Origin of the sequence: Tahibacter amnicola, from assembly GCF_025398735.1 — a bacterium.
GTDB lineage: Bacteria > Pseudomonadota > Gammaproteobacteria > Xanthomonadales > Rhodanobacteraceae > Tahibacter > Tahibacter amnicola.
Window position 1 is genome coordinate 6,396,663 of the sequence record NZ_CP104694.1, and the last position, 19,959, is coordinate 6,416,621.

The following is a 19,959-nucleotide window of genomic DNA, read 5'->3' on the forward strand; positions in this document are numbered from 1 at the left end:
CGGACAGCCCGGCTCTTCGGGGAAGCGTTCGGGGGAACGCCGTGTTCCGCATCCTGGTGGCAAACAGCAAGGGTGGTTGCGGCAAGACGACGCTGACCAGCAATCTGGCCGGCTATTTTGCGGCCCACCAGCGGCGCACCGCACTGATCGACTGCGATCCGCAAGGTTCCTCCCGTGCGTGGTGTGAGCAGCGAGCGGCGCACCTGCCCCGCATCGAAGCGATCGCCGGCGACGATCCGGCTCACGGCCTGCGCGCCGGATGGCTGCTGCGGCTGACAGCGACCACCGAAGTGGTGGTGATCGATACGCCGGCGGGTCTGCGCTCGCATGAGTTCGCGCAGTTCGTGCGCCATGCCGATGTGCTGCTGATTCCGATTGTCCCCTCGCCGATCGATTTGCGCGCCACGCTGCAATTCCTCGACATGGTTCGCCGTACCGCCGAAGTCCGCGCCGGTACCCTGCGGGTGGGACTGGTTGCCAACCGCGTCCGCGAGCGCACGACCGCGGCGCGGGAGCTGGAAGCCACCTTGCAACGGCTGACCCAGGTCGCCGTTGCGCGGCTGCGTGATTCGCAGGCCTATGTCAGCCTGGCCTCACATGGCCGCAGCCTGTTCGACGAGACCGGCAGCGCCTGGCGCGGCCATCACGACGACTGGGCGCCACTGCTGGAATGGTTACGCCTGCGCCAGCAGGAACGGCAGCGTTCGCCGGTGGTGACGCCGCTGGTTCCGCTCGGCGCCAGGCAGGCCGGGACGATGTCGTAATACCTTCGGCGGTTGACCTACGAAACAAATCGTAGAATGCTACGCGGGTTCCCCGAGGAGACCTGCCATGGCACTGAGCACGCGACGCTGGTTGGGATGGCTGTTCCTGCCGATGGCCCTGCTCGCGCAGGCGCACGACGGCGGGGGTGGCAAGGAATCGCCGCCCGGTCAGTCATTCCCGGTCGGGCCCGCCATCAGCGGATCCTGGTTTGACCCGTCGCGCAATGGCGAGGGCTTTATCCTGGAGTACTTCCCCGACGGCACCGCGATCGCCGCGTGGTTTACCTATCCCGCAAGCGGCGAGTCGGGCGAGCAGACCTGGCTGATCGCCCAGGGCAGCCAGATCGCGAACAACGTGCTGCGCTTTGAACAGGTGTTCCGTACCACCGGCGGCAAGTTCGGCGACGCCTTCGACCCGGGCGCCATCCAGAACGTGCCGTGGGGAACGCTGGAGATCGTCTTCACCGACTGCAGCCACGCAACGGCCCTCTACAGCGGACCGGCCGCCTACGGCAGCGGTACACGCTCACTGACCCGGCTGACGACGCTGGCGGAAATCGACTGTAACGGCAGCCGTGCGCTGACCAGCACCAATGCCCGCGCCATGGACGGCCTGCAGACGCGTTCGGGCCCGTGGTTCGTCGCCTCGCGTTCCGGCGAAGGCTGGTTCCTGGAGGAATTGCCGGGCGGCAGCATGGTCGTGTACTGGTTCACCTTCGACCCGGCGGGCAACCAGGCCTGGACGGTGGGCAGTGGCGTGCGCCAGGGCAACCGGCTGGTGATTCCCGGCAACACCATCACACGCGGCACCCGCTTCGGCGCGGATTTCAATCCAGCCGCTATCGAAAACCGGCACTGGGGCCAGTTGGAATTCACCTTTACCAGCTGCAATACGGCGCAGGTGAGCTACACCTCGACCGTGGCGGGTTACGGCAGCGGCCAGCGCGAGGCGACGCGACTGACCACGCTGGCCGGCGCGCCCTGCCTCAATGAACCGCCCGCCGCGCGTACCGGCGGCAACTGGCAGGAACAGGCTTCGATGCCGCCCAACGCGCAATCGGAACTGGCCGTCGCCGTCCTGGGTGACTACCTGTATGCGCTTGGCGGGTTCGGCGACCAGCGCGCCTTCAAGCGCTACGATCTTCGTAGCAACAGCTGGTCACGCCTGCCGGACATGCCTTCCGGCCGCAACCATCACGCCGCCTTCGCGGCAGACGGCGGCGTCTATTTCGTCGGCGGCGAGCGCCGCAACGGTGATGATGGCACCGCGCAGGCCTACCGTTTCGACCTGGCGGCAGGGCGCTGGGATCCCGTGACCACCCTGTCCTACACCTTCGGCTCGCATGCGGCGATGTTGAACGGACGCGCCTATATCGGCCGAGGTGACGGTGCACTGGAAGAGTTCGATCCGAAAACCGGTCTGGCGCGTCGGATTGCCCCGCCCACTCCCGCGGTGTCGCGCGATCATTCGCAGGTCGTGGCGTTCCTGGACGAGATCTGGATGCTCGGCGGGCGCACGCCCGAAACCGCGAGTACCGCCATCTACGACCCGGTCTCCAGCCGCTGGCGCGTCGGTCCGCCCATGCAGGCGAAACGCGGCGGATTTGGCGCTGCCGTGGTGGACAACCAGATCATCGTCGGTGGCGGCGAAGTCTTGTCTGGCAATGTGCGGCTCGAGCCGACCGTCGAGGTACTCACCGCCGGCAGCGACGTCTGGCGTTTCGGACCGCCGCTCGCGCTGGCAGTGCACGGCGTCGCCGCGGGTGCCTACAACGGACAGGTGTATTTCGTCGGCGGATCCGTCAACGCCAGCTCCGCCTCCGGATCAACGGCGCGGGTGTTCGCCTGGCGGCCGCAGTAGCGCAGGCGCGAGCGCCCGGCGTACCGTCCAGGCGATCGGCACGCCGACGCCCAGCACGTGGATCACATAGCCGCTGAGTACGCCGGCGAGCGTGCTGCGAAACGGTGGCGCGGCCGACAGCGGCACGATGATGTCGTTCATGACGACATAGATCACGGCGCCGTACAGGGCACCGAAGGCGATCGCGCGCTCGCGCAGCGCGGGCACAGCGACGCTGGCCGCAGCGTACATCCCTGCCGCGATGATGAGGATGATGTAGTGAGCCACGAACCCCAGTGCGGCCACCGGGTAGCCACCCGCGAAGGCCTCCGTGCCGAGCAGGCCACTCGCCACGGACTGCAGGACCCGCGTCGGCGCTACGCCGCGCAGAGCGCTAAAAGTGCACGCGTAGACCAGGTCGATCGTTCCGCCCAGCGCGGCGCCGGCGATGGCGCCACGAAGCAGTGGGCGCTAGGGCGTGGGCGCGTTCGAAACGATGGTATTCACGGCATCTCCGCTGGAGAACGGTATGGCCGCTGATCCTGCGCCTCGCGGCGTTGCGTGCGCATCGCGCGTACGCCCGTCGCGCAGCGGCGCAACGCCGACGCGGCGACTGCGCCACCACCGCAACGTCCGTACCGGCCTACTCGCTCTTCACACCAGCCCGGTCCAGCACAAACTGCGGCACGGAAGGCTCGCCTTCGTAGAAGGTCTTCGGCCGCTTCTGCGTCAACGCCCAGCGATGCAGCCAGGAAATGCCGCCACGGCCACGGTAGCCGTCGGTCTCCTGGTACGCCGGATCGGCCAGCGCCTTGTCGAGCGTGACGAACCGGTAGCCGGCATCGCGCAGCCGCGGCAGCAGCGACGGCAGGGTGTCGGCGTTGAGCGCATTGCCGTGCAGGAGCAGGATCTGCGGAATTTCCCGGCCGAACATCGCCAGCGTGTTTCGCTCGAAGAACTTCACCTTGGCGACGATGTAATCGACGAAGTCGGTGCGGATGCGCGCGGCCCCTTCCTGGTCCGCGCGGTTGAGCGCATCCACGTAGGCCCGCGCGTAGACCCAGTCGCCGTTATCGATCGTCACCGGCGCAATGCGGTACCCATGCCTGGCGAGAAAGGCATCCAGGTGCGCACGCGCCGCATCGTCGCGACCCGCGTGCAGGTACGGATGGCGGAACCAGCGCAGCGTCATGCCGTGGCGGGCCATCAACGGCCGCAGCACCGTTTCGCCACGCAGGATGGCCGCCTCGTAGGTTTCTACCGGCACATCGTGCAGGCCGACATGGCCGAAGGTGTGGTTGCCCAGCTCCAGTCGCGCCCGGAGCCAATCCTCGAGCATGGCCACCCGCGTGGGCATGCGTTTCTCGCCCACGTAGAGTTTGTCTTCGTTGACGAAGCCGGTGGCGTGCGTTCCCGTCAGCGCCTTGACGAGGCGGCGATGCCGATCCTGCACTTCCGCCGGTGAGGACTTCTCAAACTCCACCCAGGGCAGGTCGTCGACGGTGATGGCCATTTCGCCGGCCTGGGCGCACGCCGTGGCGCCAGCCAGTATCCACCCCAGAAGTAGCCGCCACTGCCTGCGCATTGCTCTCTACCGTCCTCATGCCGTGCCGATGCCCGAAGGCAAACGCCACGAGTATGGCGGAGCCTGCCTGCGCCCGGTAGCGACACGTTCTCAGTGTGAAGGCTGCTCGGCAGCGCCGTAGACAATCTCGCGTTCCCGCTGCAGACGTTCACGCAGCCAGGTGTCGCGATCCACGCCGGCAGGCCAGTCCTGCCGCGCCATGGCCTCTTCGACGATGGCGCGCTCGCGCACCTTGTAGGCCTCCAGCGTGCGGTCGGACTGACTCTCCCACTCGGCCATCTGCTGCGCGGCGCGCGCGCGATACGCCGCCGATAGCGCGGCCACGCGGTCGATCTGCTCGGCTTCGTCGGGGACCGTGGCGCGAATCAGCGCGACCCGCAGCAACAGGGCTTCGCCCGCGGACATTTCGTTGCGTGCCTCGTAGCTGTCGATGCCCTGGCTGATCGCCTGCGCTTCGCGGTCGCGTGCTGCGGCGTCGTGGGTGGACGCGCCCTTGAGAAATTGCTGAACCTGCTCGTGGAAAGTTTGTCGCGCCAGGTAGGTGCGCACCGCCGACTCCGGCGTCGGAGCGGGCGGCCTGGGCGACGACGTCGGCGTAACGGCCGCTGTCCCGGCTGGCGCTTCGCGCGTCACGGACTTGGCTGGCGGCGTCGCCTTTCCGGTCGGTGACGTCGACCAGGACAACAACACCACGCCGCCCACCAGCAGCAAGGAACCGGTGACCAGTATTCGTCTCATGAAAGCCGCCCCTGCACTGCGCCGGCCGCGCTGTCGCGGCCGGCGCTGCACCTATGCCATTCTCATTCCAGCTGGCCCGGAGAACCGGGCCACGCCACCCGTCAAAGCAGCGCGTCGATCATCGCGTAGATGAGGTTGAACGGCTTGGCGCGGTCTGCCGCGTCACTGGTTTCACTGGCATCGAGCACGCTGCCGCCACCGTTCATCACGCTGTCGATGAAGTGCGACAGTTGCAGTCCGCGCTCCTGCACATCGCCGTGGTTGAAATCCACGATAGTGGTGCAATGGCTTTCGTTGACCGCCCGGTACTGCGGGAAGTAGCCGCCGAAGTTCGGCAGTGCATCGAGCGTCTGCTTCAGCCGGGTGGTGTCCGTGGCCCAGCGCTCGTGGATCATCTGCTCCTTCTGCGCCTGCGGCGCCGCGCCGATTTCCGGGAAGAACCGCTCGTAGGAATACGAGGAGTAGTTCAGGTCTTTCCAGAAGTGCGTATGGCCGAGGCGATCATTCGGCAATGCCGTGGCCAGCGCGCGATAGATCGTGCCCAGGTCACTGCGGTTGAAGCCGGACATCACGCTGGACAGATACGCCAGCGGGCCATTGGCGGCGTCCAGGCCCCAGACGTTGCGGATCGTCGCGTGCAGCAGCACCGACGGATACTGCGTCGGACTTGCCCCGCTCGGCGCGGAGAAGACCGGACCAGAATCGTCGATCAGGTAGGAGCGATCCGGCGCCATGTCACGACGCATGGGGTAGTAGTTGTTCAGGCTGCCGGTGCCGCCGGCACTGCACCCGGTGGAGAGCATCTGGGTCGGCCGCGGCAGGTGATTCTTGAGCCACGCCTGCACGGCGCGGACGTTGCGCAGCCCATTGTGGTGCCACACCAGCGGCGCGTTCTGGCCGGATGGGTCGGTGTACACGGCCACCTTGTCGCCGCTGTAGATGTCGCCCGTGCAGTACGGCACGTAGACCATGTTCCAGCCCTGCGACTTCGTCGCCGTCCACGGGTGCAGGCGCACCACGAACGGGCTTACCAGGCTGGCGCCCGGATTGAGCAGGCTCATGTAGTTGTCGGGCACGCCGTTGGGATTGCGCGCACCGCGGATGCCCGTCTGGCCGGTGCAGCTGGCGTAGTCCCAGCAGGCGCCGCCGCCTTCCATGTAGATGATCGTGTTGCGCGTGTTCGGTACGCGGTTGACGAAGAATTTGTAGGGTGAGCCATTGCCGCAGACCGCGCCGGTGGAGGGCGCCAGGCGGATGGTCTGCCACTGGTAGTAGGCGCCGGGACTCCAGCCATCGGCGTAGCCGGCCGGGTTGGCCAGGAGCGGATAGGCGCCGCTGGCCTGCGCCGACGTCACCCGGTTATCCGGGCCGGGCGGCGACACCAGGTTCGCCAGTGTCTGGAAGAAGTCGTAGTCGCCGGATTCGGCGTGGGCGACGGACCCCAGGGACAACAACACGGTAAACGCTAACAGCGACTTGCGCGAGCGTGCAGCCATGACCTTCCCCTCCCGTGAATGTGTTGGACTTCGCTACGTTGCGTCGATTGCCATTACCCCGCAGTTTCCACACTTGCTGTACGGTCGCGAATGGAAGCGCGAACCGGCGCGCCCTGTCAATCGCGAAAGCGGCGCAAATGCAGGTTTTTTCGCGCGGTCCGCGCGATTTCCGTCCGGCGGAACCCATTGGATAGCACCTGCGGGGGGCGCAGCGGCCAAACCTGGCCGGCATTGCCCCCGGCACAGATGCCGATGACCTGGGCGAAGGCGCCCACCACTGCCGGGCAGATGAATACAAGTGGAATAATTCGCATCGCGTGGCCGATCCGGACAAGACATCGTCCGACGCGGGGGGGCGGAGCCAGACGGCCTGGCTCATCGGCATCGCGAAATATTTTCAGGCGGAGTGAGCCGTTCCGTAACGGCATTTCGAGTAGCTATAGGGCAGGCGATATTCGCCTCACACAAACACTCCGCCGGGCGCCCCCTGAGCCTGGCGGAGTGTTTGACTATTTCCGGCTCCCGGAAATGCCGGCAGACTGTTCGCCGGCGGGCTGCTGACAGCCCTCCCCCGCATTCTCGTCCGCGCGCGTTCGATCTCCCTCGCGCGAATGACCACGGCCACTGCGTTCGTGCCCGCTACAGACGCGCGGCGCGCTTGATCGCCAGGTAGTGTTCCACCAGGGTGCGTGGCAGTTCCCGGCAATTGACGTCGAGCACGTCGGCACCCTGCGCACGCAGGTTGCGGTGGGCCTGCGTGCGTTGCTCCGCGTAATGCGACATGGCGCCGATAGCGATGGCGTCTTCCAGGTCGTTGACGGGCTGGCTGCCGATCTCGTCCACGATGCCTTCGCGCAGGCTGGCCACGCAGACCAGGTGACGGCGCTGCAGCAGGCGGACAGCGGCGACCAGGTCATCCATGTCCTCGTCGCGCGCATTGGTGATCAGCAGGACCAGGCAACGCCGCGACTGGCGCGTGCCCAGCCGTGTGGCGGCTTCCAGGTAATCGGTGGCGACGGCTTCGGGCTGCAGGTCGAAAACGGTGTTGAGCATGGCGTCGATGGCACCCATGCCGCGGCGCGGTGCCATGAAGCGCGAAGGCCCGCCGGAAGCGAGCAGGCCGACGGCGTCGCCCTGGCGCAGCGCGATGTACGCCACCATCAGCGCCGCATTGAGCACGTGGTCGAAATGCGCCAGGCCGTCGTCGCGTGAGAGCATCCGCCGGCCCGTATCCAGCAGCAGCATGACCTGCTGGTTCTTTTCTTCCTGGTAGTCGCGCGAGATCAGCTTGCGCGCGCGCTGGCTGGCCTTCCAGTCGATCTGGCGCATCGAGTCGCCGGTGCGGTATTCGCGCAGCTGCTGGAACTCCGTGCCTTCACCACGCCGACGCTTCAGGTGCGCGCCGATCACGCGCGATGCCTGCTCGGCACCGACCAGCGCCAGCTTGGCCAACGGCGCGAAGTTGGGATAGACGCGCACCGACTGGCGCAATGGCACCCGGCGCTGTTGCCACCACAGTCCCAGTGGCGAGCGCAGGCGTACGGCACAGCCCTCGAACGTGGCGATACCGCGCTCGTCGGGCGTCAGCCGGTAGGGCAGTTCCATCTCCCGCGCCGGCGGCAGGCCAACCCGCCGCGGCAAGCCGAACACGGCCCATTGCGAGGGATGCAGGTCGTGCACGTCCAGCTGCAACACCTGCCGTGCGGAATGGCGCAGGCGCAGTACGACGCGCCGCTCCACACCCACCGGAATGATCGGCGGAATGTCGCGCTCGACACTCGGCGTGGGCAGTCCGCGCAGACGCAGCGCGTCCTGCACGGCCAGCAGCACCAGGACACCGGCGAGGATCAGCACGAACGTCCACGGCGCCCAGCCGGCCAGCGCCAACCCGCTGGCCAGCGCGCAGGCCACGAGGCCGCCGACAAGGCCGGCGCTCGGTCTCATCGGCGCGGTGCGTCCACTTTCATCAGCAGCGCATCCAGCACCTCATCGACGCGGCGTCCTTCGATCTGCATCTCGGGCGCCAGGCTGACGCGGTGGCGCAAGGCCGGCCGGGCAATGGCGCGCACATCGTCGGGCGTGACGAAATCGCGGCCGTCGAGCACGGCCTGCGCGCGGGCGGCGCGGACCAGCGCAAGGCTGCCGCGCGGACCGGCGCCCATGTTGATGCCCGGCCACTCGCGCGTGGCGCGGGCAATGCGCACCGCGTAGTCGAGGACGACCGGATCCACGCGCACCAGCGCCGTCCCGCGCTGCATCGCGACGACGTCGTCGGGACGCACGACCGGACGCACGCGCGAGAGGTCGAAGTCGCCCGCGGTACGTCCATGGCTGACGGCGGCGACCATCTTCACTTCGTCTTCCAGCGCCGGGTAGTTCATCAGGATCTTGAGCAGGAAGCGGTCCAGCTGCGCTTCGGGCAGCGGATAGGTGCCTTCCTGTTCGATCGGGTTCTGCGTAGCCACCGTCAGGAACGGCGGCGACAGCGGAAAGCTGCGCGATTCGATCGTGACCTGCTGTTCCTGCATCACTTCCAGTAGCGCCGCCTGGGTCTTGGCCGGTGCGCGGTTGATTTCATCGGCCAGCAGCAGGTTGGTGAACACCGGGCCGCGCCGAATCTTGAAACCTTCGGACTTCGGGTCGTAGAAGGCGTGGCCGCTCACGTCGCTGGGCATGAGGTCGGGGGTGAACTGCACACGGGCGAAGGTGCATTCCATCGCCGCGGACAGGGCGCGCACGAGGAGCGTCTTGCCCAGGCCAGGTACGCCTTCGAGCAATACGTGGCCGCCGGCGAGCAGCGCGACCAGCAGTTGGTCCAGCACCTCGGTCTGGCCGACGAAGGCCTGGGCGATCTGCTTTCGGATGGCGTGGGTACGCTCGACAAGGGCGGCGCCGGTCAGGGGCGCGCTGGCATCGGGGCTCATGTCTGGTTTCTCAGTAGCGTCAAGGTTCGGATCGTCGCGAAAAACACTTCGGGCCGGGTCAGGTCCATCGGGCGCAGCGCCTGGCGGATGTCCGCCTGCGGCAGGCGATGGCGCTCGGCCAGCGCAACGATGAGGTTTTCCTCGTCCAGCGCGGCCAGGAGAGGCTCGCGCCGGCGCAGGCGTTCGAAGAAGCCGCGGCGCACCACGGCGTAAAGGGCACCGCCACGGCCACGCCGGAAGGCGAACTCGCCGGCCGCGCGCACGTGCATCAGCAGGGCGCGCTGGTGCGCCGCCGCCAGCGGCAGAACGGGGCCCAGGCGCTCGTTGCGCGCCCACAGCCAGGCCAGCAGCGCCAGCACCAGCGGCAACAACACCGGCCAGCCCTGGCGTACCAGGTACACGTACCAGGGCGGTACATCCGAGGCATAGATCAGGTGCACCTGCCCCTCACCCAGCAGCGGGCCGAGCACCTGCCAGGCGAATGCGGCATTGCCGCCCTCGTTGAGATGACGGTTGTGGAGAAAGGAAAGATTTGCCGCCACGAACAGGCGTCCGGCACCGAAGGACTGGCGCCCCATGAGGTAACCCTGCGTGTCGTTGCCCCACAGCCAGGCATAGTCGCCCCAGTATTCCGGATGGACCTGGAAGCGATGGCGCGTGCACCAGCGCCCCTTCTTGCCATCGGCTTTCTCATCATCGGTTTTCGGCTCGCCGGTCCCTGCACCGCTGCCGGCCGGCCATTCCAGGCAATCGCGGGATTCCCGCACGGTCAGGCCCAGGTCATCCATCAGGTCGCCGGGACGTCCTTCCGCGCTCGCGGGAATCGCAAAGGCCAGGCGTCCACCCGAATCGACCCACGTGAGCAGCGCATCGACCTGCTGCCGGGTCATCGCGCGCGGATCGGCGCTGTAGATAACGGTGTCGCCGGGTTTGAGATCCAGCGCGGTCAATGCCAACGTCGCGTGCGATTCAGCGCGCAGGCCGCGCGCCTCCAGCGTCTTCTGCAGGGCGAACAGCGGGTTGTAGCTGGCCTCGCCGCGCGGCGGCACCGACACTTCTTTCTCGACCCGCTCGAAGGTGTACAGCCACCAGGCCACGAGGAGCCCGACGAGGACAGCCCCTACGCCGCCGATGATCCAGGCCTTGTATTTCATGGCGCCGCACTCCGCGGCGGCGCCGACCACTCGCGCAGCAGGGCTTCCAGCTCGGCGCTGGTCGGCAACCGGCTGGCATAGGCGGCTGCCTGCCACAGGCGGACGATGCGGATAAACAGCGCGGCGTACGGGTCCTCGCCCAGGTTTCGGGCACGCCGCACGCACTCGGACTCGGTCGCTCCCGGCGGAAGCGGCGCACCCAGCGCCACCGCCAGGCGTTCAACGGACGCCCGATAGAGCAGCGCCAGCGCCGCCCGGTGCTGCCCCGCGGCGATCAGGGCGCGTATCGCAGCTGGAATATCGTCCGGCAGGCGTTCCGGCACCGTCAGTTCGTGCACATCGACGGTATCGGGCGCACGGCGCACCGGGCCGCCAGGCAACCAGGACAGCCACACGTCGCGGTAGCGCACCAGCAGGTACACACCGAAGGCCACCAGCGCCCACAGGGCCGCTTCGGCCAGGACCCCGAAGAACTGGCCAAGATGGCGTGCCCATCCCATATTCGTCCGGCTCGACGACGAGGACGACTCCAGCGGATTGCGCCGCTGCCAGGTGGTGATCGTGGCCTTGGGGTTGAGGTCCGGATCGGTATAGGCCTTCGCGACGTTGTCCTGGAACGAGGTGCTGTCTGCCTGATAACCCGAGCCAAAGACCGTTTCCAGCGGCGCAGTGTTCGTCTTCGCGTGCAGGTCGTCCAGGCCCAGCATCTCTTCCAGGCGGCCGGAGCGTTCGCGGTCCCCGTCCTGGTCCGGTGCGGCGTCGGCGGCGTCGGTCTCGTCCGGTTCGGTGTGCTCGCACTGCTCGCAGGCGCTGTCCACCGGCGCGGTGGCCACCGCTTCCGCCCGCACCGTGGGCGCGACGAACAGCACCGTCGCCAGCGCCAGGACCACGGCGGCGGCCGGCTGCAGCCGCGCGGCAAGCCGGCGGAACACCAGTTCGACGTCCCAGGCTTCCAGTTCGGTGCGGCGATTGAGGTACAGCCCGAACCCGGCGCCGACATAGAAGGGCTCGACGATGCTCATGCCGATCCAGCCGGCCAGGTACAGCAGCATCTGCGCCCACAGCGGCGGCTCTTCGGTGAGCGTGCGCCACATCGCCTGGGCCGAGTCGGACAGGAATTCGGTCGGCACGAAGATCAGTACCGAGACGATGATGGAAAACGACAGCATGGTGTCCAGGTGAATGCCGACGATGGTCAGCATGGACGCCGGTGTGCCGCTGCCCTTGGCCAGCAGGCGCACGCGCTGGGATCGCCGCGCGCCGGTGAGTCCTTCGAGCAGGTCCACGCCCAGCAGCAGCGCCCGCGCCGGGTTGAGACGGCGCCACAGCAGCCAGGGCCAGATACCGCTCCAGCCCCAGCGGCGTGCACTCTCGAGCGTCTGGCGCAGGCTCGGCGTCTCGCCGAAGACAGCCCGCGAGAGCACGAACAGCGGCACGCGGTCGAACGCGGGCTTGAACCACCACAGCAGCACCGACGCAATCCACATCTGGTCCAGCAGGGCACCGACCGCCATGAAGGCCAGTGCGACAGGCAGCGTGGCGATGATCCACGACACCCAGATGGCACGCGCATGGTGCCGCACCAGGGCAATCCCCAGGTCCGCCGCTTCCCACGGCGCGCGGCGGCGGACCGCGATGGTCAGCTCTTCAAGCTGCATGGTTCACCCGGCCCGATGGCGCCATTCCGGCCTCAGCCCCCATGCGCATGTTCCCTTCCGCCCCGCACCAGCCACAGCAGGATGAACAGCCACAGCAAGCCGCCGACACTGAATTTCACCGGGTCGGGCATCCATTCGATCGACGACCAGAACGCCTCGACAAACGCCGCGAACACCAGCATCGCGAAAACGCCCAGTGCCAGGCGTGCGCCGATCACGCCGGCCTCCACGAGCGCGCGGCCGCGCGTGCGACGGCCTGGCGCGAGGATGGCCATGCCCAGCTGCAGGCCGGCGCCGCCGGCAATGACGATGGCCAGGAGCTCGGGCGCGGAATGCCCGACGACGAAGCGCCAGAAAGGCCCGCCGTAACCAATGGCCGTCAGGTGCCCGGCCACCCCGCCCATGATGATCCCGTTGCTTACCAGCACCAACACGCTGCCGACGCCGGCGACCAGGCCGCTGGCAAAGGTGCGGAAGCCGATACTGACATTGTTCATGATGTAATAACCGAACATTTTTACATCCGTGCCTTCCGTGCGGCCCAGCCGCCTGCCGGAGTTGGCCGGGTCGTACATGTTCTCGAACTGGGCCAGCTGGGCGGGTTCGAACAGCGACTGGGCCAGGTCCGGCCGCCACTGGATCAGGCCAATGGTGAGAAGGAACGGCACGAACAGCAGCGCCGCAGACACCGCCATCACGCGCCACTGGCTGCGCACCAGGCGCGGGAATTCCGCGCCGAGGAACAGGGCAATGCGATGCCAGCGCGGCGCCGAGGGCCGATACAGCACCTGGTGGCCACGCTGGATCAGTTCGCGCAGGTAGTCGATCAGCAGGGTGCTGTAGCCGCGGCGCTCCGCCAGGGCGAGGTGATGGCAGACCCGCCGGTAGGCCGCGGGAAAATCCACGTCCGACAACAGGCCTTCGGCGTCGAAGGAACGGTCCTTGGCCTTGGGCTGGGACCGGGCGATCAGCCAGGCGTCCAGCGCGCTCCAATCAGACTGGTGGGCGGCGACGAAAGCGTCCTGCTTCATGCGGGTTTGCGCCCGAGGATGGCGTTGGCCATGCCGAGCAGGCGCTCGACCGCCTTGGGCCCGCGCGTCTGCGTGAGCATCGGCAGCAGGCTGGCCAGTTCCAGCTGGCGCTCGCCGGTCAGCTGGCGCGAACGTTCGGCGAAGGCGAGGATCGCCGCCTTCTCCGCCTGGGTCAGCACGATCGGCACGTCAACGGGCGCGACGTGCGGCGCAGCGGTCGGACGCTTGGGTTTGTCCACGTGCACCACCAGCGTTCCGGCCACGATGTCGCCCAGGCGCCGGCTGCTGTGATCCACCAGGCTGGAAACGGCGCCGACACCGTAGAGAAACGGCAGCAGGTCGACGGTACGCATCAGATTGCGCACGAACGAGGCCGTCCAGCTCACCGGCGTGCCGTTGGCGTGCACCACGCGCAGGCCCATGGCGCGCTTGCCGAGGGTCTGGCCATTGTTGAGAACTTCGAAAATCACCGGGTACCACCACATGATCAGGAAGATCACGATCAGGTAGATGCCCTGCCCGCTCTCGCCGAAGAAACCCAGCGGCATCGCCAGCACCCACAGCGCGGCAACGCGGATGCCCAGGTCCACCGCCCAGGCGACGGACCGCGGCATCAGGCCGGCCGATCGCAGCCGCAGGTTGATGCCTTCGGGGGTTTCCACCAGGGTGAGGGTATCGATCATTGCGCCAGGGATGCCTTCGTCACGCACGGCCACCGGGATGGACGGCCTGTCTCGCGGCCGCCGGCAACGCCCGGGCGTGGCACTTTAGCCGGCAAGCCGCCCGCTTCACAACGGATTACGGCGCCCGGGAGGATCACCGTAACAACGCCAGGCGGCGTTCGAAGGTGATCCCCTCCCGCTTGACGTGCATGCCCAGCACCAGGGTTTCCACCCCGGCGGACGTCGCCGTCCGGAAGGCCGCGGCATACGCCGGATCGATCTCGCTGGCGGTGCGCAGGGCCAGGGCATCACTGCGCTGGACCACAAAAACCACGACCGACCGCGCCCCTTCGGCGCGCATGGCAGCCAGTTCCCGCATATGCCTGGCCGCACGCGTGCTCACCGCGTCGGGGAACAGCGCCAGGCCGAATTCATCGGCCGCTGTCACGGCCTTGACCTCGACGAAGCACGGCGGACGCCCGGGTGATTCAAGCAGCAGGTCGACGCGACTGCCCTCGCGGCCGTAACGCACTTCCCGGCGCACGCCGGCATAGCCCTCCAGCTCGGCGAGCCGGCCCTCGCCCACGGCCTCGAGCACCAGATTCACCGCATGGTGCGGATGCGCGCAGACCAGCGCTCCCGCCACCTCCGACAGCTCCCAGCGCCATGCATGGCGCGAGCCGGGCGGCCGCGGCGAAAGCCAGATCCGCATTCCCGGTTGCGAATAGCCCAGCATGCGGCCGGTATTCGCACACAGCACGGTCAGCTCCTGGCCGGCGGCATCGCGCACGTCGGCGAAGAAACGCTGGCGCCGGCGCAGCAGCGTCGCCGGTTGCAGCGGCTCAGCAAATCGCACGACGAGTGGCCGCCGTGTTCACAGCCAGCCGAACTTGGCGACGAACACCGCGGCGATCACCCATACGGCCGGCGACACTTCGCGATAGCGGCCGGAAAGCCCCTTGATCACGGCGTAGCTGATGAACCCGAAGCCGATGCCGTGGGCGATGGAAAAGGTGAACGGCATGGCCACGGCGCAGATGACGGCGGGAGCTGCTTCGGTCAGGTCGTCCCAGTCGATTTCCGCCAGGCCGCGCGTCATCAGGATCGCCACGTAGATCAGCGCCGGCGCCGTCGCGTAGGGCGGTACGCTCGCCGCGAGCGGCGAGAACAGCAGCGCCGCCAGGAACAGCAGCGCGACCACGACGGCGGTCAGTCCCGTGCGCCCGCCGGCGGCGGTGCCGGCGGCGCTTTCGATATAGGCGGTGGTTGACGAGGTGCCCATCGCCGCACCGGCGACGATCGCAGTCGAATCGGCCAGCAGAGCCCGGCGCAAGCGCGGCAGCTTGCCGTCCTTGTCGAGCAGGCCGGCGCGGTGACTCACGCCGATCAGCGTTCCCGTCGCGTCGAACAGCTCCACCAGGAAGAAGGTGAGCACGACGGCAATCAGCCCGGCATCCAGCGCTGCACGCAAGTCCAGCTGCAGCAAGGTCGGCATCAGCGACGGCGGCAGCGACGCGACACCGGCCAGCGGGCTCAGGCCCAGCACGATCGACACGAGGGTGACCAAGAGAATACCGATGATGATGCCACCGGTGACGCGACGCGCTTCCAGCGCCACGATCAGCAGCAGGCCGGCGGCAGCCAGGAGCACGCCCGGTGAAGTCAGCGTGCCGACAGTCACGAACGTCGCCGGGCTGGCGGCAATCAGTCCGGCATTCTTCATGCCGATGATGGCCAGGAACAGTCCGATGCCGGCAGAGATGGATAGCTTTAGCGAACGCGGGATCGCATCGACGATCCACTCGCGGATGCGCACCAGGCTGACCAGGATGAACAGGCAGCCGGAGATGAATACGGCGCCCAGTGCCGCCTGCCAGGTGTAACCCAGCCCCTGCACGACAGTGAACGCGAAGTAGGCGTTGAGCCCCATGCCCGGCGCCATGGCGATGGGATAGTTCGCATACAGGCCCATGACCGCCGATCCCAGCGCGGCCGCCAGGCAGGTAGCGACGAAGACCGCATCGCGCGGCATGCCCGCCGCGGAAAGGATCTCCGGGTTGACGAACATGATGTAGGCCATCGCCAGGAAGGTGGACAGGCCTGCCAGGCATTCGGTGCGCACGGTGGTGCCGTGCTCGCGCAACTGGAACAGCGATTCGATCATGGTCGCTCCGTCAAGGTGGCGCAGGCACGGCACGCACGCGATGCGCGGCGATCAGTTCTCCGGTTTCACCTGGGCCGTCGTGTTGTACCCCTTGACCTTGATGAACCAGATGCCCATGAAGCCGCGCTTTACGGTCACTTCCGGCGCGTCCAGACCGCGCGAAACCACCAGCGAACTGGCGTCGCTCACACGCCATTTCTGGCCGTTCTGCAGAACCAGTACCTTGCCCTGGGACCAGCCGTTGAATGCACCGGCGATGCGGCTGTGCACCTCGTCGGCACTCACCTTCGGCTCGCCGGCCGGCTTCGCCTCATCGGGCGCCGCCTTGCGCTCGGCGACCGCCGTGGCCGACGACGCTTCGGAGGCCGGCTTCAGGGAACGCAGTTCGCCGGCATGGTTGTAGAGCCAGTCTTCCAGCCGGCGCAGCTGCTCGGGCGATTGCTGGTCAAGGCCACTGGCGCGGAACGCCTCGCTGCCCATCAGCGTCTCCAGCCGCGACGCCTCTTCGGCGACCGCCGTCGACAGCGCGCCTGCCACTGCCAGTGCCAACACCAGACCCCGCCTGATTGAAACCGACATCCCTGCTACTCCGTCATCATCGATCGACCGATTCTGCGGCGGCGGGCGGGCAAAGCCAAGCCGGGAACACGCATGGGCTTGTGCTTTGCGGACACCCTCTTTAGGCTCCGCGGCCGCCTGTGGCCGGCGCTACAACGCCGTGGCATCGGCAGGAACCGTGACATCACCGGAGATCGGGCCCTCCAGTGGCGCACGAAACCGGCATATCGACGACAACCGTCGGCTGCCCCCAGGGAACGGACTGACTGAAGGGATTGCACCTGCTGCCATCCCCTGCCAGAGGAAGGCCATGCTGCATCATCAAACCGCGAATCCCGCATTCAATACGAATTCGCATGTTTCTTTTGTTTTTTTATACACAAGACGCGGGAGCAATCGTGCACCGCAATCCCTGTGCCGACTCCTGCAGAAAGAAGTCCTGAACAAGCGTCAGGATTGAAACCCTGCTGAGGCGAACACCCCCCCACAACCCCGTCAGACGCTGACGTACCCAGCGTCTTTTGCCCGCCCCTCGACTCAAGGGGCGCCGAAGAACAAGGCTTTCCGCCTCGTTCAGACCACTCAGAAAGGCTCGCCATGAACAACACCTTGCCGCGTCCGGTCGCCCAGGCGACCGGAATAGTCCGACGTCTGCTCCTGATTTGCGCCGTCACCGTTGCATCACTGGCCATGAATGCCGGTGCGGCGGAGCTCTCGGGCGCCGGCTCCACCTTCGTCGAACCGTTGCTGGGGCGCTGGATCAACACCTGGTCGCAACAATCGGGCACCAGGGTCTCCTACAAGGCCTCGGGCTCGGGCGCCGGCATTGAACAGGTCAAGGCCGGCACGGTGGACTTCGCCATGACCGACGCGCCGCTGTCGGAAGACGAGCTGACCAAGAACAATCTCACGCAGTTTCCCGTGGTTGCCGGCGGCATCGCCATCGTCGTGAACTTTCCCGGCGAACGTCGGCGCCTGCAGCTGACCGGTACCCTGCTGGCCGAGATCTACCTGGGCCGCATCACCCAATGGAATGATCCGAAGCTGCAGGAGCTCAACCCGGCGATGCCCCTGCCGGCACAGCCGATCATCGTCCTGTACCGCGGCGACAGTTCCGGCACGAGCTTCAACATCACCTCGTACCTGACCAAGGTCAGCCCGGAATGGGCGCAGGGCGTCGGTACGTCGAAGGCGCCACAGTGGCCAACGGGTCGGGGTATCCAGGGCAACGAAACCAGTGGCGACACGGTGATCGGGACGCCCTATTCCATCGCCTACGTCGAATACGGCTACGCGCTGGACCACAACATGCAGATCGTTGGATTGCGTGACGCGGCCGGCAAGACCGTCTCGCCGACCCAGTCGACCATCAGCTCCGCGGTCGATGCCGCCGACTGGGCCAATGCGCCGCACTTCAGCGTCCTGCTGGTCGGCGTGCAGGGCAACAACGCCTGGCCAATTGCGGCCGTCACCTGGGCCGTGGTGTCGCGCACGCCGCGCCGCATGGCCGACGGCCAGGGAACACTCGACTTCTTCCGCTGGGTGATCCGCAACGGCGCGGCACTGGCCGACGCGCAGGGCTACACGCCGATGCCCGAACGCGTCGTGAAGCTGATCGAAGCCGCCTGGGCGCGCGAAATGGGCCGCTGATCCGGCCCTGGCGCCGTCTGCTACGAAGGACGTAGCAGACGGCGCGTCATTGCGACGCAAGCCTGTCGGTAAAGATCACTTCGACCGGCACGCTGGCGCCAACATATACACCGCCGGCGAACGCGGCGCCGAAGGGCAGGAATTCGTGCAGGCCGGCCAATCCCGGCATGGTCCACACGCGCACCACCGCGCTGGTCCCCGAGCCGGTGCCCATCACCAGGTCCTGGCTGCCGTTGCCATCGACATCGCCAGCCGCCACGCGCACCCCACCGCGGAACGATGCCGCGAAAGCAAAGAAGCTGGCCATCTCGCCGCCGGTCGCGCCGCTGAACACTTTCACATGGGGCCCGGCACCGGCATCCGCGTCGGCCCCCGTAATCAGATCTGCGCGGCCATCACCGTCGTAGTCGCCCGCGGCGACGAAGACCCCACCGCTGAATCCCGGCAGGTAGGCGAAAAAATCAGCAACCTGGGTACCGGTAGCGCCGTCGAAAACCTTGATCTCGGGCCCTCCGCCCGGTCCGGCACCGGTCACGATATCCGCGTGGCCGTCACCATCGACGTCTCCCGCTGCCACGCGCACGCCGCCGGTGAAACCGGGCGCATAGGCGAAAAAGTTGTGCAATTCCCGTTGATCGCGACCGCTGAGCACGCGCACCTGGGCCGATTGCCCGGCGCCCAGCACGTAGTCGCCGCGACCGTCGCCATCGACGTCGCCAACCGCCACGTGGACGCCACCGGTCAAGGCAGAGGCGAAAGCCAGGAAATTGGCGATCTCGGCGCCGCTGACGCCATCGAAGGCGCGCACCTGGGGCATGCCCCCCGGGCCGGCAGCCACCACGACGTCGGCCTGACGGTCGCCGGTAATGTCGCCGCACGCGACCCGTGCGCCCCCACTGAACGCGGGACCGAATGCGTGGTAGCTGCGTTCGACGACCAGCGAGTCGCCGGCGTAGAGCCGCGCGCTGGTGGCGGCACCGCCCTCGCTGCCGACACAGAACACCGGGGCAGCCGATGCGTCGCAGGTCAGCGCTGCCAGCACGGCAGCAACGCGAGCACAGGTCACGCACACCGCGGCAACAGGGCGCATGCAACACCTCCGAATCGTTTCCGATTACGACGGCCGGCGATGGCTATGCTCGCACATCACGGCGCACGGCGCCCGCGCGCCGAAATAAAAAGTGCGAAGACGCAACCGGTGAAGATTGTCTACGGGCGCGAGTCGGAGGTTTCCCCGCGAGCCAGCCAGCGCGGGACCCAGTGGAAGATCACAAGCGCAACGCCCGTGCACAGGACGGCCGTCATCGGGTAGCCCATGCCCGCCGCCATGCCGATGGCGGAGGTGGTCCAGATGCCGGCGGCGGTGGTCAGGCCCTCCACGCGCCCCTGGTGCGGCCCCTTGAGGATGGTGCCGGCGCCCAGGAAGCCGATGCCGGAGACGATGCCCTGGACGACGCGCGTCAGGTCGCCCTGGCTCACGCCCGCCTGCAGGGGCACGAGGACGAACAAGGCCGACCCCAGCGACACGAGCATGTGGGTCTTGAGGCCGGCGGCGCGGCCCTTGCGCTCCCGCTCGTAGCCGAGCAGGCCGCCCAGGAGCGCCGCAATGGACAACCGCACGACGGTACGGGTGATCTCGCCTAGTTCGGCGAAGCTGCCCAGTTCCTGCGCCAGAACGCTGGCCACCTGTGCATCTGCCGCCATGGAAAACCTGCCTGTTCGAATGCCGGGGGAG

At 67.5% G+C, this 19,959-nt stretch carries 18 protein-coding genes; 3 read left to right on the plus strand and 15 right to left on the minus strand.

The window, feature by feature from the left end:
* The first annotated feature begins 41 nt into the window (after nt 1-41).
* Together N4264_RS25390 and N4264_RS25395 are read left to right on the plus strand one after the other, a co-directional pair.
* Nucleotides 42-764 (plus strand): nucleotide-binding protein, encoded by a 723-nt coding sequence (locus N4264_RS25390; RefSeq protein WP_261694990.1) that lies wholly within the window; start codon nt 42-44, stop codon nt 762-764.
* Between the two features lie 67 nt (nt 765-831).
* A complete protein-coding gene (locus tag N4264_RS25395; protein ID WP_261694991.1) occupies nt 832-2,625 on the plus strand; it encodes a Kelch repeat-containing protein in 1,794 nt (597 codons plus the stop codon).
* Here N4264_RS25395 and N4264_RS25400 read toward each other — a convergent pair.
* From N4264_RS25400 to N4264_RS25460, 13 genes are all read right to left on the minus strand, one after another.
* Nucleotides 2,590-2,958: a hypothetical protein gene (locus tag N4264_RS25400; protein ID WP_261694992.1), complete on the minus strand. Its 369-nt coding sequence runs from the start codon at nt 2,956-2,958 to the stop codon at nt 2,590-2,592. The genes N4264_RS25395 and N4264_RS25400 overlap by 36 nt on opposite strands.
* A gap of 289 nt (nt 2,959-3,247) precedes the next feature.
* A complete protein-coding gene (locus N4264_RS25405) occupies nt 3,248-4,189 on the minus strand; it encodes a polysaccharide deacetylase family protein (protein WP_261694993.1) in 942 nt (313 codons plus the stop codon).
* Nucleotides 4,190-4,279: 90 nt separating this feature from the next.
* On the minus strand, nt 4,280-4,927 hold the full coding sequence (locus tag N4264_RS25410; RefSeq protein WP_261694994.1) for a hypothetical protein: 648 nt from the start codon (nt 4,925-4,927) through the stop codon (nt 4,280-4,282).
* Between the two features lie 101 nt (nt 4,928-5,028).
* Nucleotides 5,029-6,423, minus strand: coding sequence for a pectin acetylesterase-family hydrolase (locus N4264_RS25415; protein WP_261694995.1), 1,395 nt, complete (start codon nt 6,421-6,423; stop codon nt 5,029-5,031).
* A gap of 639 nt (nt 6,424-7,062) precedes the next feature.
* Nucleotides 7,063-8,367 carry a DUF58 domain-containing protein gene (locus N4264_RS25420; protein WP_261694996.1) on the minus strand — a complete coding sequence of 435 codons (1,305 nt, stop codon included), beginning with the start codon at nt 8,365-8,367 and terminating at the stop codon, nt 7,063-7,065.
* A complete protein-coding gene (locus N4264_RS25425; RefSeq protein ID WP_261694997.1) occupies nt 8,364-9,347 on the minus strand; it encodes an AAA family ATPase in 984 nt (327 codons plus the stop codon). Before N4264_RS25425 ends, N4264_RS25420 begins: the two co-directional genes overlap by 4 nt.
* On the minus strand, nt 9,344-10,501 hold the full coding sequence (locus N4264_RS25430) for a DUF4350 domain-containing protein (protein ID WP_261694998.1): 1,158 nt from the start codon (nt 10,499-10,501) through the stop codon (nt 9,344-9,346). The genes N4264_RS25425 and N4264_RS25430 overlap by 4 nt, the downstream gene beginning before the upstream one ends.
* Nucleotides 10,498-12,159, minus strand: coding sequence for a DUF4129 domain-containing protein (locus N4264_RS25435; protein WP_261694999.1), 1,662 nt, complete (start codon nt 12,157-12,159; stop codon nt 10,498-10,500). Before N4264_RS25435 ends, N4264_RS25430 begins: the two co-directional genes overlap by 4 nt.
* 32 nt (nt 12,160-12,191) lie before the next feature.
* Nucleotides 12,192-13,190: a stage II sporulation protein M gene (locus N4264_RS25440; protein ID WP_261695000.1), complete on the minus strand. Its 999-nt coding sequence runs from the start codon at nt 13,188-13,190 to the stop codon at nt 12,192-12,194.
* Entirely contained in the window at nt 13,187-13,873 is a 687-nt protein-coding gene (locus N4264_RS25445; RefSeq protein ID WP_261695001.1) for an RDD family protein, read from the minus strand. The genes N4264_RS25440 and N4264_RS25445 overlap by 4 nt, the downstream gene beginning before the upstream one ends.
* Before the next feature lie 133 nt (nt 13,874-14,006).
* Entirely contained in the window at nt 14,007-14,708 is a 702-nt protein-coding gene (sfsA, locus tag N4264_RS25450) for a DNA/RNA nuclease SfsA (protein WP_261695002.1), read from the minus strand.
* An 18-nt stretch (nt 14,709-14,726) separates the two neighbouring features.
* The gene (locus tag N4264_RS25455) at nt 14,727-16,016 is read right to left on the minus strand and encodes an NCS2 family permease (RefSeq protein WP_261695003.1); all 1,290 of its coding nucleotides are present in this window, start codon (nt 16,014-16,016) and stop codon (nt 14,727-14,729) included.
* Between the two features lie 51 nt (nt 16,017-16,067).
* Nucleotides 16,068-16,595: a hypothetical protein gene (locus tag N4264_RS25460; protein WP_261695004.1), complete on the minus strand. Its 528-nt coding sequence runs from the start codon at nt 16,593-16,595 to the stop codon at nt 16,068-16,070.
* Nucleotides 16,596-17,171: 576 nt separating this feature from the next.
* On the opposite strand from N4264_RS25460, the gene pstS reads away from it, so the two are divergent.
* Nucleotides 17,172-18,224: a phosphate ABC transporter substrate-binding protein PstS gene (gene pstS, locus N4264_RS25465; protein ID WP_261695005.1), complete on the plus strand. Its 1,053-nt coding sequence runs from the start codon at nt 17,172-17,174 to the stop codon at nt 18,222-18,224.
* 46 nt (nt 18,225-18,270) lie between these two features.
* Here pstS and N4264_RS25470 read toward each other — a convergent pair whose 3' ends face one another.
* Together N4264_RS25470 and N4264_RS25475 are read right to left on the minus strand one after the other, a co-directional pair.
* On the minus strand, nt 18,271-19,314 hold the full coding sequence (locus tag N4264_RS25470; protein ID WP_261695006.1) for an FG-GAP repeat domain-containing protein: 1,044 nt from the start codon (nt 19,312-19,314) through the stop codon (nt 18,271-18,273).
* A gap of 119 nt (nt 19,315-19,433) precedes the next feature.
* Nucleotides 19,434-19,928, minus strand: a complete 495-nt coding sequence (locus N4264_RS25475) for an MgtC/SapB family protein (protein ID WP_261695007.1) — start codon at nt 19,926-19,928, stop codon at nt 19,434-19,436.
* Between the last annotated feature and the right edge of the window lie 31 nt (nt 19,929-19,959).